Annotated in this window: 14 protein-coding genes and 2 pseudogenes; 7 read left to right on the plus strand and 9 right to left on the minus strand. The window is 59.2% G+C overall.

The window, feature by feature from the left end:
• Positions 1-29: 29 nt before the first annotated feature.
• The 3 genes and pseudogenes from R6X40_RS26495 to R6X40_RS26505 form a co-directional block, all read right to left on the minus strand.
• Positions 30-809, minus strand: a complete 780-nt coding sequence (locus R6X40_RS26495) for an HAD-IC family P-type ATPase (protein ID WP_318417653.1) — start codon at positions 807-809, stop codon at positions 30-32.
• A gap of 69 nt (positions 810-878) precedes the next feature.
• Positions 879-1061 (minus strand): annotated as a pseudogene (locus tag R6X40_RS26500) (hypothetical protein); the annotation flags it as partial.
• Positions 1062-1254: 193 nt separating this feature from the next.
• Positions 1255-2370: pseudogene (locus R6X40_RS26505) on the minus strand (HAD-IC family P-type ATPase); the annotation flags it as partial.
• Between the two features lie 185 nt (positions 2371-2555).
• Between R6X40_RS26505 and R6X40_RS26510 the strand changes: the two are divergent.
• From R6X40_RS26510 to tnpC, 7 genes are all read left to right on the plus strand, one after another.
• Positions 2556-4352 carry an acetate/propionate family kinase gene (locus R6X40_RS26510; protein WP_318417580.1) on the plus strand — a complete coding sequence of 599 codons (1797 nt, stop codon included), beginning with the start codon at positions 2556-2558 and terminating at the stop codon, positions 4350-4352.
• A 239-nt stretch (positions 4353-4591) separates the two neighbouring features.
• Entirely contained in the window at positions 4592-7003 is a 2412-nt protein-coding gene (locus R6X40_RS26515; protein WP_318417581.1) for a phosphoketolase family protein, read from the plus strand.
• Positions 7004-7517: 514 nt separating this feature from the next.
• Positions 7518-8189, plus strand: a complete 672-nt coding sequence (locus R6X40_RS26520; protein WP_318417583.1) for a CBS domain-containing protein — start codon at positions 7518-7520, stop codon at positions 8187-8189.
• 68 nt (positions 8190-8257) lie between these two features.
• Positions 8258-9583 (plus strand): glucoamylase family protein, encoded by a 1326-nt coding sequence (locus R6X40_RS26525; protein ID WP_318417654.1) that lies wholly within the window; start codon positions 8258-8260, stop codon positions 9581-9583.
• 447 nt (positions 9584-10030) lie between these two features.
• The gene (tnpA, locus tag R6X40_RS26530) at positions 10031-10399 is read left to right on the plus strand and encodes an IS66-like element accessory protein TnpA (protein ID WP_318417584.1); all 369 of its coding nucleotides are present in this window, start codon (positions 10031-10033) and stop codon (positions 10397-10399) included.
• Entirely contained in the window at positions 10396-10749 is a 354-nt protein-coding gene (gene tnpB / locus R6X40_RS26535) for an IS66 family insertion sequence element accessory protein TnpB (protein WP_318417585.1), read from the plus strand. The genes tnpA and tnpB overlap by 4 nt, the downstream gene beginning before the upstream one ends.
• Before the next feature lie 45 nt (positions 10750-10794).
• Complete coding sequence (gene tnpC / locus R6X40_RS26540; protein ID WP_318417587.1) at positions 10795-12483, plus strand: IS66 family transposase; 1689 nt, start codon at positions 10795-10797, stop codon at positions 12481-12483.
• Here the strand turns inward: tnpC and R6X40_RS26545 are convergent.
• From R6X40_RS26545 to R6X40_RS26570, 6 genes are all read right to left on the minus strand, one after another.
• The gene (locus R6X40_RS26545; RefSeq protein ID WP_318417588.1) at positions 12473-13789 is read right to left on the minus strand and encodes an MFS transporter; all 1317 of its coding nucleotides are present in this window, start codon (positions 13787-13789) and stop codon (positions 12473-12475) included. The two genes, tnpC and R6X40_RS26545, sit on opposite strands and share 11 nt — an antisense overlap.
• Positions 13786-16206 carry a heavy metal translocating P-type ATPase gene (locus R6X40_RS26550; RefSeq protein WP_318417590.1) on the minus strand — a complete coding sequence of 807 codons (2421 nt, stop codon included), beginning with the start codon at positions 16204-16206 and terminating at the stop codon, positions 13786-13788. The genes R6X40_RS26545 and R6X40_RS26550 overlap by 4 nt, the downstream gene beginning before the upstream one ends.
• Before the next feature lie 76 nt (positions 16207-16282).
• Complete coding sequence (locus R6X40_RS26555) at positions 16283-17725, minus strand: multicopper oxidase family protein (RefSeq protein WP_318417656.1); 1443 nt, start codon at positions 17723-17725, stop codon at positions 16283-16285.
• A 134-nt stretch (positions 17726-17859) separates the two neighbouring features.
• Positions 17860-18528 (minus strand): isoprenylcysteine carboxylmethyltransferase family protein, encoded by a 669-nt coding sequence (locus tag R6X40_RS26560; protein WP_318417657.1) that lies wholly within the window; start codon positions 18526-18528, stop codon positions 17860-17862.
• Between the two features lie 2 nt (positions 18529-18530).
• Positions 18531-18857 carry a DUF2933 domain-containing protein gene (locus tag R6X40_RS26565; RefSeq protein WP_318417592.1) on the minus strand — a complete coding sequence of 109 codons (327 nt, stop codon included), beginning with the start codon at positions 18855-18857 and terminating at the stop codon, positions 18531-18533.
• Positions 18858-18987: 130 nt separating this feature from the next.
• Positions 18988-19305: a DUF5676 family membrane protein gene (locus R6X40_RS26570; protein ID WP_318417593.1), complete on the minus strand. Its 318-nt coding sequence runs from the start codon at positions 19303-19305 to the stop codon at positions 18988-18990.
• Positions 19306-19982 lie beyond the last annotated feature (677 nt).

The following is a 19982-nucleotide window of genomic DNA, read 5'->3' on the forward strand; positions in this document are numbered from 1 at the left end:
GAGTCGGTGATCAGATTGATCCAGAGGATCTAGGTGGCCAGCAACGGCAGCACCAACTCGCCGCCAACGTCACCCAACCCGATCACGCCAGCTCCGACAACGCCGAGGAACACGGTCAGAACCTCGCCCATGTTGGACGACAGTAGATAGCGGAGGAACTTGCGGATATTGTCGAAGATGGCGCGCCCTTCGCGCACCGCCTCGACAATGGTGGCGAAATTGTCGTCGGCCAGTATCATCTTGGCCGCCTCCTTGGTGACCTCCGTGCCGGTGATCCCCATGGCAACGCCGATATCCGCTGCCTTCAATGCCGGAGCATCGTTGACGCCATCACCAGTCATCGCGACTACGTTGCCGTCTGCCTGAAGCGCATCGACGATGCGCAGCTTGTGGACGGGCGCGACGCGTGCATAGACCGAGGTCTTACGAACCGCAGCCGCGAAACCCGCGTCGTCCATGGCGTCCAGTTCGGCTCCTGTCAGCGCCTTCGTCCCGTTTTCGACGAAGCCCAGCAAAGCTGCGATGCGCGCCGCGGTGCGTGGATGGTCGCCAGTGATCATCATGACCCGGATGCCGGCGCGGTGAGCAGCCAAAATCGCGACTGCCGCTTCCTCGCGCGGCGGGTCGATGATACCCACGGTGCCGACAAAAATCAGGTCGTGCTCCAGCGTTTCGCTGGGTTGCGGGTCTTCATCTGCTTCCAGCGGCCGATAGGCGACCGCCAAAGTGCGCAGCGCCTCGTCCGACAGACGCTCCACATCGGCGTGTGCGCGCGCGCGCTGCGCCCCGTCGAACGGGGCAACGTCCATGCCAATTCGGATGCGATTGCAGTGCTGCATCAACACGTCGGGCGCGCCCTTGGTGATGAGGATACGTTCGCCCCCATGTTCGTGGTCGAGCTCGATAGTCGACATCATCTTGCGGTCGGAGCTGAACGGGATTTCGCCGATGCGCTCGAAGCGTTGCTGGCGGCGGGCCTCCACTCCGAGCTTGCGCTCCGCAACAAGAAACGCGGCTTCGGTTGGATCGCCCTGGATCTCCCAGGCTCCGTCTTCCGTCATTGCCGGCCAGGCTGCCTCCGCTCAGGACAACGATCTGCTCGGCGCGAAGCGCTCCTTCGGGCGCAACGCCGCCCTCGATCTCCAGGCGGCCTAGCGGCGCATAGCCAACGCCCGTAACGCGGCTGCCGCCCGACGCCGTCATGATCCGCTCGATCGTCATCTCGGACCGAGTGAGGGTGCCGGTCTTGTCGGAGCAGATGACGGATGCCGAGCCGAGGGTCTCCACCGACGAGAGCGTCTTGACGATGGCGTTGCGTTTGGCCATGCGCTGGACGCCAAGCGCCAGTACGACAGACAGGATTGCCGGAAGACCTTCCGGCACGGCCGCCACTGCCAGCGATACGCCCAGCAGCAGCACGGTGATGACCTCGGAAGGGCTTTGTATATCGGATACCAGCAGCACCGTGGCGACCACGATGACGGCGACGACGGCAACGGCAATGCCGAGTGTGCGTCCAATCAGCGCCAACTCCTTCTGCAGTGGTGTCGGCTGCTCCACCGTGGCGTCGAGCATGGTGGCGATAGCGCCCATCTCGGTCTGCATGCCGGTAGCGGTGATGACGGCGCGACCGGTCCCCTGAACGACCGCAGTGCCCTTGAACACCATGCAGGAACGCTCGGCGAGCGGTGCGGGCTCGTCCAGGGCGGCAGCGTCTTTCAAAACGGCCTCGCTTTCCCCGGTGAGCGATGCTTCCTGCACACGAAGGTTCGCCGAGAGCAGAAGCCGACCATCGGCGCCAACGGCGTCGCCTTCTTCAAGCAGCAGGATGTCGCCCGGGACCAGCTCGGCGCTCGGGATGCGCCTTCGCTCCCCGTCGCGCAGCACTGAAGAAGTCACAGCCGTCATCCGCGCCAGCGCAGCGACGGCGTTCGCGGCCCTGGCTTCCTGCACGAAACCGAGAACGGTATTGGCCACGACGACTATGGCGATGACAATCGCATCTACCGGCAAACCCTCTCGGCCTTCGATGAGCCACGCCACAAGGGCGACAACGATCGCGCCGAGCAGCAGATAAACGAGCGGATCCCGAAATTGCCCAAATACGCGTCGCCAGGCGGGCATCGGCGATACCGCCCGCAGTTCATTGGGGCCAAATTCAGTCAGGAGCCTCGCCGCCTCCGATCTGCTCAGGCCATCCTCGGCATTGCTGCCCAACGCGCGCGCTACAGCTTCGCCTGACAATAGCGAATAATCATCAAGTGAAGGAGACCGACTTTGTTCGTTCAAAAGATTATCCTTGCCCTGCGGACTTAACTCACGTCTTCCGCGTTGCCACTGTAGCCAACAAAGTCGCCCAGGGCTCCTCATTCCTCGCGTAGATTGAACACGGCAGTTTCAATCAGGTGTGCTATGGGTTTGCTTCCAGCCGGACGGTCGCCCTCACACCGTGACAGGAGAGGTGACGACGGCAATCAGCGGTCGTGACCATGTTAGGTTGGAGATCGGGAAACCCCACCGACACTGCGGAGCCGAACTGGTTCGAAAGGCGCGTTGTGAAAATTCTTGTGTTGAACTGCGGCAGTTCCAGCCTGAAGGTCGGCGTTTTCGAGATTGCAGAAAAGGCGGCCGAGATATTCAAAGCGACCTACGAGAAATTTGAGGCCGGGAGCTGTTCCTACAAGATCACCAAGGACGGTGTGGCAGAGACCGGAGAAGCGCCATTTGGCGACATTGCAGCTGTCTTAACTGCCCTTCCGCAAATTTTTGATAGCCATCAAGTGACCCAACTGGAAGCGGTCGGCCACCGGATTGTCCACGGGGGCGCAAAGTTCCAAACCACAGTGGTACTTGATGAAGCAACGATTACGGCGATTGACGCACTGACGCCGTTGGCGCCGCTGCACAATCCCGCAAATCTGCTGGCTGTGCACATTGCGAAGGAAGTCTGGCCGAATCTTCCTCAGGTCGCGGTCTTCGACACCGCATTTCATGCCACCAATCCGCCGCGTGCAACGACTTACGCCGTGCCGAAGGCTTGGCGTGATGCCGGTCTGCGGCGGTTTGGGTTTCATGGCACCTCACACAAGTATGTGGCTATGCGCGCCGCGGAGGAGATTGGCGAACCGCTGCGTGATCTGCAGATCGTCAGCGTGCACCTTGGCAATGGTGCCAGTGTGTGCGCGGTCAACCGTGGGGAGAGCATAGACACGTCGATGGGCATGACACCGCTTGAGGGATTGGTAATGGGAACGCGCTCCGGCGACGTCGACCCGGGCCTGTTCGGCTTTCTGTCGCGGCAACTTGGCCTTTCCATAGCGGAGATAGAGCACGCTCTTTATTCTCAGAGCGGGCTGATCGGACTGACAGGCTCATCCGACATGCGCGATGTCGAAGAGCGGGCCGGAAAAGGTGACACCGATGCCCAGCTTGCCATCGAACTGTTTGCCTATCGTGCCCGGAAATACATTGGCGCTTATGCGGCGGCGATGGGTGGCCTCGATGCGGTCGTCTTTACCGGAGGCATCGGCGAGAACTCCCCGTCCATGCGTCGGCGCATCTGCGATGGGCTGGAGTTCATGGGTCTGCGGCTCGACCACGACCGAAACCAATGTGTGGACCTCGCCAATCACGCTGCCCCGCAGATCCAGGCCTATGGCGGCGAGGTGCGGGTCATCGTCACCGAGACTGCCGAGCAATTGATGATCGCCAGGGAGACAGCCGCTGCATTGACGCCAAAGGCAACCGTGCCCGAACCGATCCCTGTCGCGGTATCGGCCCGTCACGTTCACCTGTCCCGAGCAGCCGTCGAGACCTTGTTTGGAGCCGGATACCGATTGACGCCCGCGGTTCCTCTTCGCCAGCCCGGGCAATGGGGGGCCAGCGAGCGCGTTGTCCTGGAGGGACCCAAAGGTCGCCTGGAGCGTGTCGCCATCCTCGGCCCCGAGCGTCTGCGGACGCAGGTCGAAATCTCAAGAACGGATGGTTTTGCACTCGGCATTGATGCGCCCGTTCGCGATAGTGGCAAACTCGAGGGTACGCCAATGGTTCGCCTCATTGGGCCCGTCGGGAACCTCAATACCGATGGACTGATTGTGGCCGCCCGGCACATTCATACCAACCCGGATGATGCCGATCGCCTGGGCCTTGTCGATGGCATGCTCGTGGACGTTCACATCGGCGATGAGGAGCGCGGGCTGGTGTTTGGCAAGACGCTCATTCGCGTCAGCGCCAACGCCATAACCGAGATGCATATCGATACGGATGAGGCAAACGCTGCCGATATACGCGTCAATGGTGAAGGATCACTCGTTCCCGATCTTCGCGCCGTCGCAGTGACGAACAGAGATTAGCGGATCTATTGCAGGGATCTACGCCTTGCCGATGCGACAGGCACGCAGGGGACGGTCGCCGGAAATGCGACCCTTGGTCGCAAGTTTTTGTGTCTGCAACTTAGTATTCGTCTTGCGCGAATGGACCCAAGGTGCGCTTGATGCGTTAGCGTCGATAGATACGCCGAGAACGGTGTTTCGACTTCGCAGCCGAAATCGCCCCTACGCACATTATCAGGTCTGCGAAGCCAGGAGCCAATATGAGCGATCCCCTGACGGCATCTATTGAATCCAAACGTCTTTCGCAGCGCGAATTGCACGACATCGACGCGTACTGGCGGGCTGCAAATTATCTGACGATCGGCCAGATATACTTGATGGACAACCCACTGTTGCGCGAACCACTTCGGCTCGATCATGTCAAACCACGGCTCCTAGGCCACTGGGGTACATCACCAGGCTTGAGCTTCATCTACGCACATCTGAACCGCATTATCCGAGCACGCAACGAGGACGTCGTCTACGTCTGCGGGCCTGGCCATGGCGGCCCGGCAATGGTCGCCAATACCTATCTGGAAGGCACGTATAGCGAACTCTATCCAGACATCACGCTCGATGAGGCGGGAATGCGAAAACTATTCAGACAGTTTTCGTTTCCGGGCGGAATACCCAGCCATGCAGCGCCGGATGTCCCCGGATCCATCCATGAGGGCGGCGAACTCGGCTATGCACTTTCACACGCCTTTGGCGCTGCTTTTGACAATCCGGATCTCCTCGTCGCCTGCGTGGTCGGCGATGGCGAAGCTGAAACCGGGCCGCTGGCAGCCGCATGGCATTCGAACAAATTCTTGAACCCTGCGCGCGACGGCGCCGTTCTGCCGATTTTGCATTTAAACGGCTACAAGATCGCCAATCCCACCATCCTGGCGCGTATACCCGAGGACGAACTGCGCGCGCTATTTATCGGCTACGGCTATGAGCCGCTCTTTGTCGAAGGGCACGATCCTGCGCTGATGCATGAGCGAATGGCCGTTGTTCTCGACCAGGCGATGGACAAAATTCATGACATTCAAAATACCGCGCGGGGCGGCTCTGAACAGTCGTCCCGTCCCAAATGGCCGATGATCGTCTTGCGCAGCCCGAAGGGCTGGACTGGCCCGAAACAGGTTGATGGCCTGAAGACCGAAGGGTTCTGGCGGTCGCATCAGGTACCGCTGTCGGGGATCGCGAAAGATCCGGAGCATCTGAGGCTTTTGGAGGAATGGCTGAAAAGCTACCGGCCCGAAGAGCTGTTTGACGCGGCAGGCGCTCCCTTGGCGTCAATCCGGGAAACGGCGCCGCAAGGCCTGCGCCGGATGAGCGCCAACCCACATACCAATGGTGGTCTTTTGCGCAAATCTCTCAATCTCCCCGGATTGCAGGATCACGCAGTGGAAACCGGGCAGCCGGGGTCCATGAAAGCCGAATCGACAAAAGCGATGGGCGATTTCCTGCGAGCCGTGATGGAACTTAACGAAGTTGCCAAGAACTTCCGGATCGTCGGTCCTGACGAGACCGCGTCGAACCGGCTACAGGATGTCTTTCAAGTGACAGAACGCGCGTGGATGGAAACGATCCTTCCGGAGGACGTACATCTTGGCCGCAACGGCAGAGTTATGGAAATCCTGTCGGAGCACACGTGTCAGGGCTGGCTGGAAGGTTACCTCCTCACCGGTCGGCACGGGCTGTTTTCCTGTTACGAGGCATTCATTCACATCGTCGACTCGATGTTCAACCAGCACGCGAAGTGGTTGGATGCGTGCCAAGATATTCCATGGCGCAGACCCATCTCGTCGCTGAATTATCTTCTATCGAGCCATGTCTGGCATCAGGAACACAATGGTTTCAGCCATCAGGATCCGGGCTTTATCGATGTCGCCCTCAACAAAAAAGCTGACATCGTACGCGTCTACCTGCCGCCGGATGCGAACACGCTGCTCTGCGTGACGGATCATGTCCTGCGCACGTGGAATCGGATCAACATCATCGTCGCGGGCAAGCCACCGTCCTGGCAGTGGCTGTCCATGGACAAGGCGATCGTTCATTGCCGGGCGGGGATAGGCATCTGGGACTGGGCTTCGACGAAGAACGGAAGCGAGCCCGACGTGGTGTTGGCGTGTGCCGGCGATGTTCCCACGCTGGAGACGCTTGCCGCAGTGCAGATCCTCAAGGAGCTTGCGCCGGATCTGGCCATCCGGGTCATCAACGTCGTGGATTTGATGACGCTGCAGCCAAAAGAGCATCATCCGCACGGCCTCTCAGACAAGGAGTTCGACGCGCTGTTTACCACCGACAAGCCAGTCATCTTCGCTTACCACGGCTATCCCTGGACGATCCATCGTCTCACCTATCGCAGAACCAATCATAACAACATCCATGTGCGCGGTTACAACGAGGAAGGCACGACGACGACGCCCTTCGACATGACTGTGCTGAACGGTCTCGACCGTTACCATATTGTGCATAGCGTGCTGGATTGGGTGCCGGAACTGAAAAGCGTCCGCGTCGGGTTGAAGCAAGTGATGGACAGCAAACTGCTTGAGCACCGGGCATATATTCGCGTGCACGGCCAGGACATGCCGGAAATCCGCGATTGGCAGTGGGTGGACGAACCCGTGTCGATGGCTGGGTGATTGGCGATCTCGCGGGATCGGCGTTACCGAGATACGCGAGCTCAACATATTGGTGGACGCTTCCCGAATGCAGCCTCAGCATATAAGCACTACAAGCGGGCTCGTGTGCGTCGGTTCCAAGCCCAATGCGTATCTCCAGTCGGTCCGGCTACGAACCGCTCGACGATCCGACAGACCCTCGGCAATTGCATTACCGTGATGTGGCCAGACGCCGAAGGCTTTGGGCTGGCTGGCCGCAGGCCGGAAAGAGGGGCGAGAACATCGGATCGTTGAAGATCGTGCCTATCTCATAGCGCAGGCGGATAAGTGTTCAATACTACGCGCCATGCTGTTTCTGAGACGTTTAACGAGGTCGGCTCGGCCGCGAAATCATCATGCGGTTCGGTCAGTGTAAAAAGCGACCGATCGCACCCAGCTTGATGTCCCACTGCGGGATTTCGTGCAACGCCAGAGGCGGGAGGTGGTAGGATCCTCCCAACGTCGCACTCCAACTGAACATATGGGATCAAGACAGATGATAGCGAGGGATGTTATGACGGTGGATGTGGTAACCGTTTCGCCGGACCACAGCGTCAGCCATGCGGCGCAAATTATGCTGGACCACCACATCAGCGGCTTACCCGTACTTGATGATCAAGGACGCTTGGTTGGCATTGTGACCGAGGGCGACTTCTTACGTCGATCGGAACTCGGTCTCCCCGCACTTTCGCCGGATGATCAGCACCTCGGTACCAACGGGGAGAGGGCACGTAGTTATGTGAAAAGTCACAGCTGGAAAGTGGCAGATGTGATGACCGCAAATCTGGTTCAGGTTGACGAGGGAGCCTCGCTCACTCAAATCGCGGCGTTGATGGAGGAGCGCGACATCAAGCGAGTACCAGTGATGAGGGGAGATAATCTGGTGGGCATCGTTAGCCGTGCTGACCTCTTAAATGCTCTTATTACGGCTAAGCTCGACGACACGGCTCCAGGCGACTATGCGATCCGTCGTAGCATTCTTACAAGGTTAAAAGAGAACTCAGACGTAACGGGCGTCAACCTGACCATTACGGTTACCGACGGCATGGTCCATTTATGGGGAGTGGTTAATTCAGAGAGTGAACGGGACCTTCCGCGCGTAGTTGCTGAGGGTGTGAGGGGTGTCAATGGTGTGTACGACCACCTGACACTCTCTGATCGCGTGTAGGACGCATTGGAAAACGGAGCACCACAGGGCGAAACCCAACCGAAGGTGACATCGTGAACATCTCTGAGATGTACGACGATCTAGAAACGTTGCAGCGAGAGACATTCGATTACTTCGTCAATGAGGCGAATCCAACAAATGGTCTTATTCGTGACAAAACTGAAGCGAACTGGCCCGCAAGCATTGCTGCTACCGGTCTTGCGCTCGCCTGCTATCCTGTTGGCATCAAGCGCGGGTTCATGACGCGGAGCGCCGGCATTGAACGCACCTTGGCTACGCTACGCTTTTTCTGGAACAGTGCACAAGGACAGGAACCGGACGCCACTGGATATCATGGCTTCTACTATCATTTTCTTGATATGCAATCGGGCCGGCGAGCATGGGGATGTGAGGTATCGACCATTGACAGTACCTTTCTGTTAGCTGGTGCTTTGGCCGCCGCAGCCTTTTTCGACGCAAATACCGATGCTGAAACCGAGATACGCCTCTTAGCGAATGCTCTTTACAGCAGAACCGATTGGCGGTGGGCGCAGGACGGAGGAGAAACCGTCACACACGGCTGGACGCCCGAGAGCGGATTTATTAAGCACCGATGGGAAGGCTATGACGAGGCACTTTTACTCTATGTCCTTGGGCTAGGCTCGCCTACTTATCCCCTCCCGCCAAGCAGCTACAAGGCCTGGACGGCTACCTTCCGTTGGGAGCGCTGCTACGGCTACGAGTATCTTTACGCGGGGCCATTGTTCATCCACCAGCTTTCGCACGTGTGGATCGATTTTAGAGGCATTCGGGATTCATTCATGCGCGGAAAGTCAAGCGACTATTTCGAGAACAGTCGGCGCGCGACCTTCGTTCAGCAGCGCTACGCCATTGAAAATCCACTCGGCTTTGCGGGATATGGGGAACATTGTTGGGGTATCACTGCCAGCGAAGGCCCCGGCCCGTCTTCACTCAAGCTCAACGGTATCGAGCGTCGCTTTGAAGACTATGTCGCGCGTGGCGTCCCGTACGGCCCTGATGACGGCACACTCGCACCGTGGTCAGTCGTCGCTTCTTTGCCGTTTGCGCCGGAGATTGTCCGGCCAGCGATAAGCTTCTGCATTCACCAAGCCAAACTAAAGGCGTCCAACGCATATGGCTTCAAAGCAGCTTTCAATCCTACGCACCCAGGGACCCCCGACAGTACCTTTGGCTATTGGGTTTCGTCTTGGCACTTCGGTTTGAATGAAGGCCCTATCGTGCTCATGATCGAGAACGAACGCAGTGGCCTGTTGTGGCGGCTAATGCGCGCTTGCCCTTATATCCGCACTGGACTGTGCATGGCGGGATTCGACGGCGGCTGGCTAAATCATCCTGGTCAGGAACTGATGCTACCCGTTCATGGTACAGCGTGACGCTCAGGATGAGACGTGTCATCTTTTCTTGGTCATTGTGTTCTCCCTCCAACTAAAATGTGGAAATGTTGGCTCTTACTTGCAGCGGTCATTTAGCTTCTTCCGAAGACGGAACTCCATCAGTGCTTCTATGGTGGCTCCTGCATTAGGAAACTTCGTATGCCACCGACGCGCCTGTTTGATCGCAACGCGGACTTCGTGATCAGTCGCTTTCGGCAACCAAGAAAACTCGCTAATGTTCATCAGTTCAAGTGCGGGGCCGCCGCGCGCTGCCTTACTAACTTCCCGTCTTTTTGGGGGCTGGAGAGGCGAGCTTCCCAATCGTGCCATCATCGACGGCTCCGGTGTGCGGCGACCGAACGGTATCCGTCCGGGCAAGGCCGTCTTGTAGAAATCATGAGATTTGGCACTGACTGTCCGTATTGACGTCAATAGGGACAGTGCGGAATGGAACGGCTTGAGATTATCGATAACGGCCGGCGGCGGCGGTTTAGCAAAGAGAAGAAACTGCAGATTGTCGCCGAGAGCTATCTGGAACCTGGCTTGTGTGCGACGACGGCGCGGCGACATGGAATTTCACGTTCGCAATTATATGAATGGCGACGGCTGGCACGAGCGTGGCAGTTGGAAGCTTCGGCTGACGTGGGTTTTATCCCGGCACTGCTTGTTCCAGAGATAGGGCCTGCAGCAGGAGCGTTTCCGCAGACAAGCCGGATTGAGGTTGTCAGCGCAAATGGCCACCGTGTGATCGTGGACCGCGATGTCGACGTGGAGGCTCTGATCCGGATCATGCGGGGACTGGAGACGTTACGGTGAACCCGTTTCCGATGGGGACTGCGGTCAAGGTCTGGCTTTCGACGGGATATACGGACATGCGCTGCGGCTTTCCCTCTCTGGCACTTCGAGTACAGGAGGTTCTGAAGCATGACCCTTTGTCAGGACATCTGTTCGTCTTTCGCGGCCGCCGATCTGATATCTTGAAGATCATCTGGCATGATGGCCTGGGGGCATGCCTTTTTACCCGTCGACTGGAAAAGGGTCGGTTCATCTGGCCGAATGTGGAGGGCGGTGCAGTCGCAATCTCACCGGCGCAATTGTCCTATTTGTTGTCCGGGATCGACTGGCGCAATCCGCAGGAAACCTATCGTCCAACGCGGGTCGGATAGCATTATTCCATTGAAAATGTTGAAGGAATATGATCGAATAGCTTTATGAGTTCGAAGCGCATCGATCTTCCTGCGGACCTTGCTAGCGCCTATCAGGCGCTGCTTTCCGAGCGTGAGATGCTGCAGGCCGAGCGCGATCTCGTTGCAGCTGAGCGCAATACGGCGGTGGCACACGCCGCCATTGCGCAAGCCATGCTGTCGGACAGTGAGGCGCTGATCGTCCGCCTGGAACTGGCGATCGAGAAGCTGAGGCGCGAGCTGCGCGGCCAGCGATCCGAGCGCACGGCGCGCCTGATCGACCAGATGGAGTTGCAGCTCGAAGAGCTGGTGATGGCGGCAACAGAGGATGAGGTTGCAGCTCAAGTGGCTGCCGCCAAGGCTTCTAACGTGCGTTCGTTCACGCGCAAACGGCCGGTGCGAAAGCCCTGGCCGGAGAATGTCGAGCGCGAGCGCCGGATCATCGATCCTCCGACCACCTGCGCATGTTGCGGCGGGGAGCGTCTGTCGAAGCTGGGCGAGGACGTCAACGAGACGCTGGAAGAAATCCCGCGTCGGTTTATCGTGATTGAGACCGTGCGGGAGAAGTTTACCTGCCGTGACTGCGAGGCGATTAGCCAGCCGCCAGCGCCGTTCCATGCCACGCCGCGCGGCTTTATCGGCCCTCATCTGCTGGCGACAATCCTCTTCGACAAGTTCGGCATGCATAGCCCTCTCAACCGCCAGAGCACCCGGTTCAAATCCGAGGGCATCGAGCTTTCGACCTCGACGCTAGCCGATCAGGTTGGATTTGGGGCGGCGGCCCTTATGCCGGTCTTTGATCTGATCGAATCTCATGTCTTTGCGGCTGAGCGCCTTCATGGCGACGACACGACTATTCCCGTCCAGGCCAAAGACAAATGCACGACCGGGCGCATATGGACCTATGTATGTGATGATCGGCCCTTCGGGGGCAAGGCAGCACCAGCCGCAATATATTACGCTTCAAGTGACCGGCGCGGCGAGCATCCGCAAAAGCACCTGGCAAGCTATAGTGGCATTCTGCAGAGTGATTGCTACAATGGCTTCGAGCCACTCAGTGTTGCCGAAACGAAAGCGGTGCCCATCACCTTTGCCTTTTGCCATGCGCATGCACGACGCAAATTCTTTGAGCTGGCCGATATCCAGAAGAGTGCTCGTGACCGAAAGCGGAAGGGCAAGCCCATCTCGCCGATCGCCCTGGAGGCCGTTCAACGCTACGACGCGCTGTTCGAGATCGAGCGCCAGATCAACGGACTGAGTGCTGAAAAACGAATGGCTGTCAGGCAAGAGAAGAGCAAGCCGCTGTTCGATGACATGCACGAGTGGCTAAAACGGGAGCGTGCGACGCTCAGTAAATCCTCCGAGGTGATCGGGCCCATCGACTATATGCTGAAGCGATGGGATGGTTTTGCCCGTTTCCTTGACGATGGCCGAATTTGTCTCACGAACAATGCCGCCGAGCGAGCCCTGAGAGGCATAGCACTTGGTCGTCGGAACTGGACCTTCGCCGGTTCCCAGCGTGGGGCAGATCGTGCCGCCGTCATGCTCACCTTCATCACAACATGCCGCCTCAACGACATCGATCCAAAGGCTTGGCTCGCCGACGTGCTGGACCGCATCGCCGAGCACCCTGCCTCTCGTCTGCATGAGCTGCTGCCGTGGCAATGGAAAAGGCTCCGCGAGCCTGAAAAGGCGCAGGTCCAGCCTATCGCCTAACGACAGCCTTACCATACATCAACCCGTACATTCGCGCGCGCGGCAGTTCCGCGGCCTTCAGCGTATGGATACACCGAACGAGCAACTTCGGCAGGCTGAGGCTCAGGAGAATGCCTGCTAGGGTGAGGACAGTCATGAGCAGGAAAGGGGCATCGGGGAGCCAAGTCACATCGAATAAAAGACCACCGGCGACCGAACCGAGTGCCGCGCCGAGGCTCGCCGCAGCCGTTTGCTTGCCCAGTTGCGCGCCCTGTGCCTCGCCGGCCCTGTTCGAAATCCAATACGTCAGGATCGGCGATAGGATTCCGGCGCTGGCCGCCACTGCGCCGATCACCACGAGCATCAGCGTGAAGTCGGAAGCACGAGGAACAAGGAACAATCCGGCCGCCAGCACGCTAAGCGCCGGAGCGATGAACCACCGCGTCGTCTCGGCCTTGATCAAAGGCGAGAATACGATGGCTTGAACCACGAACATTACCACGCTGCATAGAGTGAACATCATGGCGATCTGATACTGGGTCAGCCCCAACTCCTGTTTGCCGCGGAGCGCTAGTCCGACCTCGAATACGCCGATCCCGGCCGCAACGATGAAGGCCAGCAATAGCAGGCGGGGCATGAGGCGGGGCAGCGTCTCGGACGCAGGTTGGCCACGCTTGGCGGCGGCATCGCGCGGTCTGGTTCCTGGAACTGTTATTGCCGTGGCAAATGCCACGAGAAGCGCCAGTATCGCTGTTGCCGCGAGAGGTAGGGTTAATGCCCCGTCCGCGCTGAAGAAAGGGAGCAAGCTGCCTGCGGCCCTCGTAACCCCCACACCCAGCATCGGTCCGAGCAGAAACCCACTGATTCCCGCCAGGCTGACGAAGGTGAGGCGGCGCGCCCGCACATCCTCGGTCGCCGCAATATCCCCGATAACGGCCAGTGCAACCGGGGTGACCGCTGCGGAAAACATTCCACTTAGGAAGCGTTCGGCGTAGACGGCGACCAAGTTCTCGATGAACGCGAAGATCAACATTGTGATGCTAAAGCCGACGAGTCCAATCAAAAGGATGATGCGGCGTCCATAACGGTCAGACAGGCGTCCCCATACCGGCGCAAACACAAAGAGCGAGAGCATGTACAGGCCGGTGAGCAGGCCGGTTGCGCGGGAAATCTCTGCAGCATCGCCACTCGCGCCGAGCAGACGCTCGATCAGAAACGGCAGCAGTGGCAATATAACGCCATAGCCGATCGACACCGTGAATACTGACAGCATCAACACAGCCATCGTGCTCAGGGGTATGCCTGTAGATAAGACACGACCGATCATGATGTCGCCGTCGCGTGTTTGAGCGCTGGAGCAGGTTCGTAATCGCCTCGAACCTTGAGACCCGTTAACCTGGTCCGCTTTAACATCAGGGCGTTGATCGCCACGACAGCCGAACTGCCGGACATTGCCACGGCTGCGATGGTCGGGCTAAGCAAAAACGGAAAGAGCACGCCTGCTGCCAGCGGGAAAGCAACAATGTTGTACCCAACTGCCCAGTAAAGGTTCTGATGCATCTTTCTCAACGTCGCACGGGACAGCTCGATGGCGCCGACCACATCGAACGGGTCGCTTTTCATCAGCACGATATCGGCACTCTCGATCGCGACATCGGTGCCAGCGCCTATGGCGAAGCCGACATCGGCCTGCGTCAACGCGGGAGCGTCGTTGACGCCGTCGCCGACCATGCCGACCTTCTTGCCTTGAGCCTGAAGCTCCTTGACCTTGCTTGCTTTATCGCCCGGCAGCACGTCGGCGAACACGCTGTCGATCCCAAGGCTTTTGGCGATGCGCTCGGCGGTGCCCTGGTTGTCGCCAGTCAGCATAAACACCTCTACGCCGCGTCCCCGCAGCGCCTTGACCGCTTCTATCGCCGATGGTCGCACCGCATCGGCGATGCCAATCAAGCCAATGAGCTTGCCATCGACCGCGAGATGTACGACCGTCCGTCCAGCGCCCTGCATTTCTGTCGATCTGACCCCAAGTTCGCCGAGATCGATCTTGTTCTCGCTCATCAGGAGTTTGTTGCCGAGGAAGGCTGTCTTGCCGTCGATCTCGGCCTGCGCGCCCTTGCCCTCGATATTCTTGAAACCTGTCGCCTTAGGGGCCTTCTCATCGGCCGCACGGCGCAGGATTGCCTGTGCCAACGGATGATCCGATCCGGCTTCCACGGCGGCTGCGGCGGACAACAACTGAGCCTCCGTAGCGCCCGCAGCCGTCACCAAGTCCACGACTTCGGGCTTGCCCATCGTCAGCGTGCCGGTCTTGTCGAAAATGATGACATTCAACTTGGTCGCGTCCTCCAGTGCCGACGCGTTCTTGAACAGGATGCCGTTCACGGCGCCAAGTCCTGTGCCGACCATGATTGCCATCGGGGTGGCCAGCCCGAGCGCGTCTGGGCAGGCGATCACGAAAACTGTAATCATGAGGCTGATAGCGAATAGAAGGGTCTCGCCGATCCACCAATACCAAACGGCGAAAGTGAGCAGACCCACGACAACCGCTGCCAGGACCAGCCATTGCGCAGCGCGATCTGCCAGCAACTGCGCCGGCGCCTTCGAATTCTGCGCTTCCTGGACCAGCTTGACAATCTGGGCGAGCGCCGTATCCGCTCCGACTTTTGTCGCCTGATAACGGAACGTGCCGCTCTTGTTGATCGTCGCTCCAATTACCGTATCGCCGACTTTCTTTTCCACCGGCATCGATTCGCCTGTGAGCATTGACTGGTCGACCGCCGATGCCCCTTCCAACACCGTGCCGTCGACCGGGATTTTATTACCCGGCCGGATCACAACCGTGTCGCCGGACACGATCTGTGCCGTCGGCACTTCCAACTCCTTACCGTCGCGAAACACATTTGCTGTCGCAGGCGCCAGATTCATCAGCGCGCGGATCGCCGCAGACGCGCCTGCCCTGGCGCGCATTTCAAGCCAATGGCCGAGAAGGATAAAGACCAGCAGAATCGCCGAGGCTTCATAGAACTGGTCTCCGCCGTAAATGAAGGTCGACCCGACACTGAACAGGTATCCAGCGCCCACGCTGAGGACAACCAGCACCGCCATATTAGCGACACCGTTGCGAAGTGAGCGGTAAGCCGCGACCACGAAAGGCCAGACCGGATAAAGGATTGCCCCGCTCGCCAGCACGAACAGGACGAGGTCGAGCCGCAGGCCGAATGGTGGTGTGACTTGAATGAAGTCCATGCCCATCGGCGAGAAAAAGAAGATCGGCAAGCTGAAGGCGACCGCGATCCAGAAGCGATTGCGCATGTCACTGACCATGTCCTGCATGTCCATTCCGGCGCCGTGTCCCATCTCATGGGCGATAGCGTCACGGGGCACCTCGGCTGCGGCCGTTCCCTCCCCTTTGCCTGGTGCCGCGTGGATCGCGGCGGCGGGCTCCGCGTGGCCGTGCATGTGTCCTGAGGGCGCGCGCGGATGCCCGGGGGGAACCGTTGTGCTGCCGGGCAAGCAGAGATGCCGTGGCACAGTCTCGCCCCTGCAGTGAAACCCGCAAATCTCGATTTCGCGGGCCAGACTCTCAGTGTTCGTCCGCGCTTCGTCGAATTCGATGGTTGCGCTTGTTGAGCCAGCGTTCATGGCAACGCTGGCCACACCCGGTAAGGCGGCGAGACGCTTTTCGACCGCCGCGAAATCCAGTATTCCAAATAGGTCACGTACTTCCAGCGTTGTCTTTTTCACGTTCGTCTCCTTTGGTTCCCGCGCAGCGCGCCGCGGATCCGTTATGCCGCAGGACATGACGGCGACTGCAATTATCCTAAGCCTGATAGCCGAAGGTCGACATCATCCCTGTCGCCATGTGGTAGAGGTGATGGCAGTGGAAGGCCCACTGGCCGGGATTTTCGGCATCGACGGCGATCGTCACAGAGCGCATCGGAGGAAGCAGAACGGTATCTCTCATCGCTCCTGCGAAGCGCTGGCCATCGATCGCGACTACCTGGAAATGATGGCCGTGCAGGTGCATTGGATGCGCCATCATGCTGGTGCTGCGCAGCGTCACTTCCACGCGGTCGCCCACATCCACCAGGATCGGTTCATTCGTCTTCAACCCCCAGCGGTAGGCGGCCATGTCGCCAGTTAACGCCATGTCGAACGTCTTGTCCGCCGGTCGGGATGGCAGTGACGCAACGGCGCGTAGTTTCGCCTCAAGCAGCAAATCGAGGACCGGGCCGTCGTCATCTCCCGCCGTCGCGATCTTGGCCACCGCCGAACCGGCCGGGCGCAGGATGATTCCGGTCCTTTCCCTGCTCCCCTCGCGCAGCGCCAGGATCGGGAAGGAGCGGGGTTCGCTCGGCAGTTGCAGCCGGACGTCGATGCGCTGTCCCATCGTCATCGGAAATCGACGGCCTTTGACCGGCTCTATCTCCTGACCATCGACAGCGATCAGTTCGCCTTCGAGTTCGCCGAAATCGATCGTAAACGCCGTCGCGGTCGCGCCGTTGATGATACGCACCCGCGCGCGGCCGCCAGCCTCCATGGAGACGACCTCGGGATCGTCCAGCGTGCGATCATTCGCCAGATAGGCGTCGTATTCGATGTCGTTGATGTCCATTGCCATGGCTTGACCGCCGTGGTTCATCCCGGCCATCGCATCCGTTTCCGCCCCCGCCATGCCCATCCCGCTATGGTCCATCGGGATCGCGGCGTCGATATTTTTGCCCTGCAACGCTGCCAGCAGTTCTTCCGGCGGTGAGAACGAGAAGTCGTGAAGGAGAATGACAATCTCCTGCTCGTCCCTTTCATCATCGTTGGAATCGGCGACGATCAGCGGGGCGGCAAGGAGGGTCTGCTCCTGCAGGGTGTGGGCATGCATCCAATGGGTGCCCGGCTTGCCGACCGGAAAGTTATAGCCACGTTCGGCTCCGGCGGCGATGAGCGGGAGCGGCGCGTCCGGCACGCCGTCGCTCGCCCAGGGCGGCGTCAGCCCGTGCCAATGCATGATCGTTGACTCGGCAGTCTCGTTGCGGAGCAGGACATTGAAGGCATCCCCCGCCCGCAACCGGAGGCCCGGGGTGCCGTCGGCCCGTTGGAGGCCGAAGACGCTGGCAGCCTTGCCGTTCACCTCGATCGTGCGGCGGATAATACCAAGCCGCATTTGGTCGCCCGACTGACCAGCGAAGGTCGGCCTTAGCGAGAACGCTGGCGCCGCAAGAACTGCGGCGCCAGTAAATGCGCTTTTAAGGAAATCTCGGCGCTTCATCATCGCCTCCTTCAGTTTCGAGCTCCTGAAATCTCGGAACTCAGGGTTTCATTTAGGACAACAAGGCCAACATTCGACCTGGCAGAGGTGCCCTCACTGCGGCATCCTTGCCAAGGATGCCGCAGTGAGGGTGATCAATGTGTGCTGGGTCTGTCGGAAGCACCGAACAGCCTATTCAAATGCGGGAAGAAGGCTGGCACCCGGGCGGCGTAGCGGCCGTATGCTTCGCCGTACTCCTTTCTTGCCTCGTGCTCTTCCACGAAGGAAAGCCGCACATACATCGCTACCAGGATCGGGAACATCGCAAGGGTCAGCAATGTCGGCCACTGGACCAGGAAGCCCAGCATGACCAGAACGAAGCCGACATATTGCGGGTGGCGGACATAGTGGTACGGGCCGCCAGTCGCGAGGCGGCCTTGACGCTGTGCTTCGTAGAGAATTCGCCATGCGGCCGAGATCAGCACGAATCCGCCACCAATCAGGATGAAACTAGCAATGTGGAACGGGCCGAAATGCGGGTTCAGCCGCCATCCGAACATCATCTCCAGGAGATGACCAGCATCATGCGACAACCAGTCGATGCCGGGGAACCGCGATTGCAGCCAACCTGAAAGCAGATAGATCGTCAGCGGAAAACCATACATCTCCGCGAACAGCGCCACCAAGAAGGCGCTGAACGCACCGAAGGAGCGCCAGTCACGGCCTGTTCGCGGCTTGAAGAAGCTGAAGGCGAACACGATGAAAACCGCCGAATTGACGATGACCAGGCCCCAGAGGCCATAGGCTTGAGATTGCTCGACCATGGTCATGCTCCCTTTCCGCGTGTCGAACCGTTTTGCGCGCTCGGCTCGGTATCCTTTTGCTGGCTATGCCCTCCGTGACCGCCGTGCCCCCTGTGGCCACCATGCATGAACATGTGCAGCAGAGGACAGGCCAACAGCAGCAGGAAGGGAAGGACACCGAGGGCATGCACCCGGTGCTCAGAGAGAAGGAAAAAGGCGGCGATCAGCAGGAACGCAATCGTGACCAGCCCCGCCTTCGAAGTCAAAAACCCACGCGGCCTTGGCTCAAGTTCGCGCTCCGGCTCATGCCCGGCCGGGTGATCAGCCGGATGTTGTGTATGCGGGTCCATAGATTGGGCTCCTTCCACTGGAGAATTGATAGAGATTCGTGCGCGGGGGCCTGGCGACTATCACGCCAGCCACGGCGAAAAATACCGACGAAAACGTCCATGAATTGCCTGCAGGTATCATAAGCGATCCTCAACTTGGCGGGCGCTGCTTCCCGGCGGCTGCTTGGGAATATCGGCGCCCGCTGGCGACGGCATTGTAGATCGAGGCGTACACCACACCCGCGATCAAGCCGACGAGTCCAAGGCCGACAATGCCGTCGAGAACACGACCAGCGCTCATCGGCGCAGTTGATTTGATCGCGCCATGACCCAGCCCGTGGGTGAACGCGCTGAAGAAATCGAGTGTAGTGTTCGGCCAAAGCGCGAAAGTCAGAGCACACAACACGCTCAGAAGAGCGAGCGTAATGCCCATTGCGATGCCGACGGACAGTGTAATAAGCTTATTCATTGGGACTTCTCCCCTTATTTGGCCCGTAATTCGGGCCGTTCGCCCATCCGGTGATCGGTGTGCGAGCAACTCGCTTCGCCGAACCAGGCGCCGCTTCGCGGGTCATTGGTGGAATGACGAGTCTACTGGTTCTGTCAGCCAAACGGATCCGAGAACCGCGATACCGCACCTTCAGCCGAAGTTTGTGGAGGGAGTTTGTGGAGGTCGTAGAAGAGCCTCGGGATCGATGCCTGCTGCCAAGAGCTCGGCATCCACGATGCCGTATGCGGCGATTGCCTCCCGATCGAGAGTCTTGCATCCCCTGGCTGGGGAAACGGCCGTAGCGCAACAACTTGATCCGGCCGAGGGCATGCAATTCATGCTGCAGTCGTGCCTGCAACCGTTTTGCTGGCTGTCCTGGTTCGTTGCCGCAACCCGGTTTGTCACTTGGTGTGAACCGCTGGCGGGGTGCGCTGTACTGTCACAGGCAACACCGAATTTGACAGCGATACCGGAAGCTTGTCCGGAAAGACCAGGTGAACTGCTGACCATCAGGCTGCCTGCGATCAGGACGATCGCGGCGAGCAAGACGCGGAGTTGGGTCAGCGTGTGTTCCATTTTTATAGTATAAGGCATATCACGATAACCACTTTGATCCAAATCAAAGTCAGAACACGTGGAGCGACGTAAGTAGCCAA

The sequence above is a fragment of the Rhizobium sp. PL01 genome (assembly GCF_033447125.1).
GTDB lineage: Bacteria > Pseudomonadota > Alphaproteobacteria > Rhizobiales > Rhizobiaceae > Pararhizobium.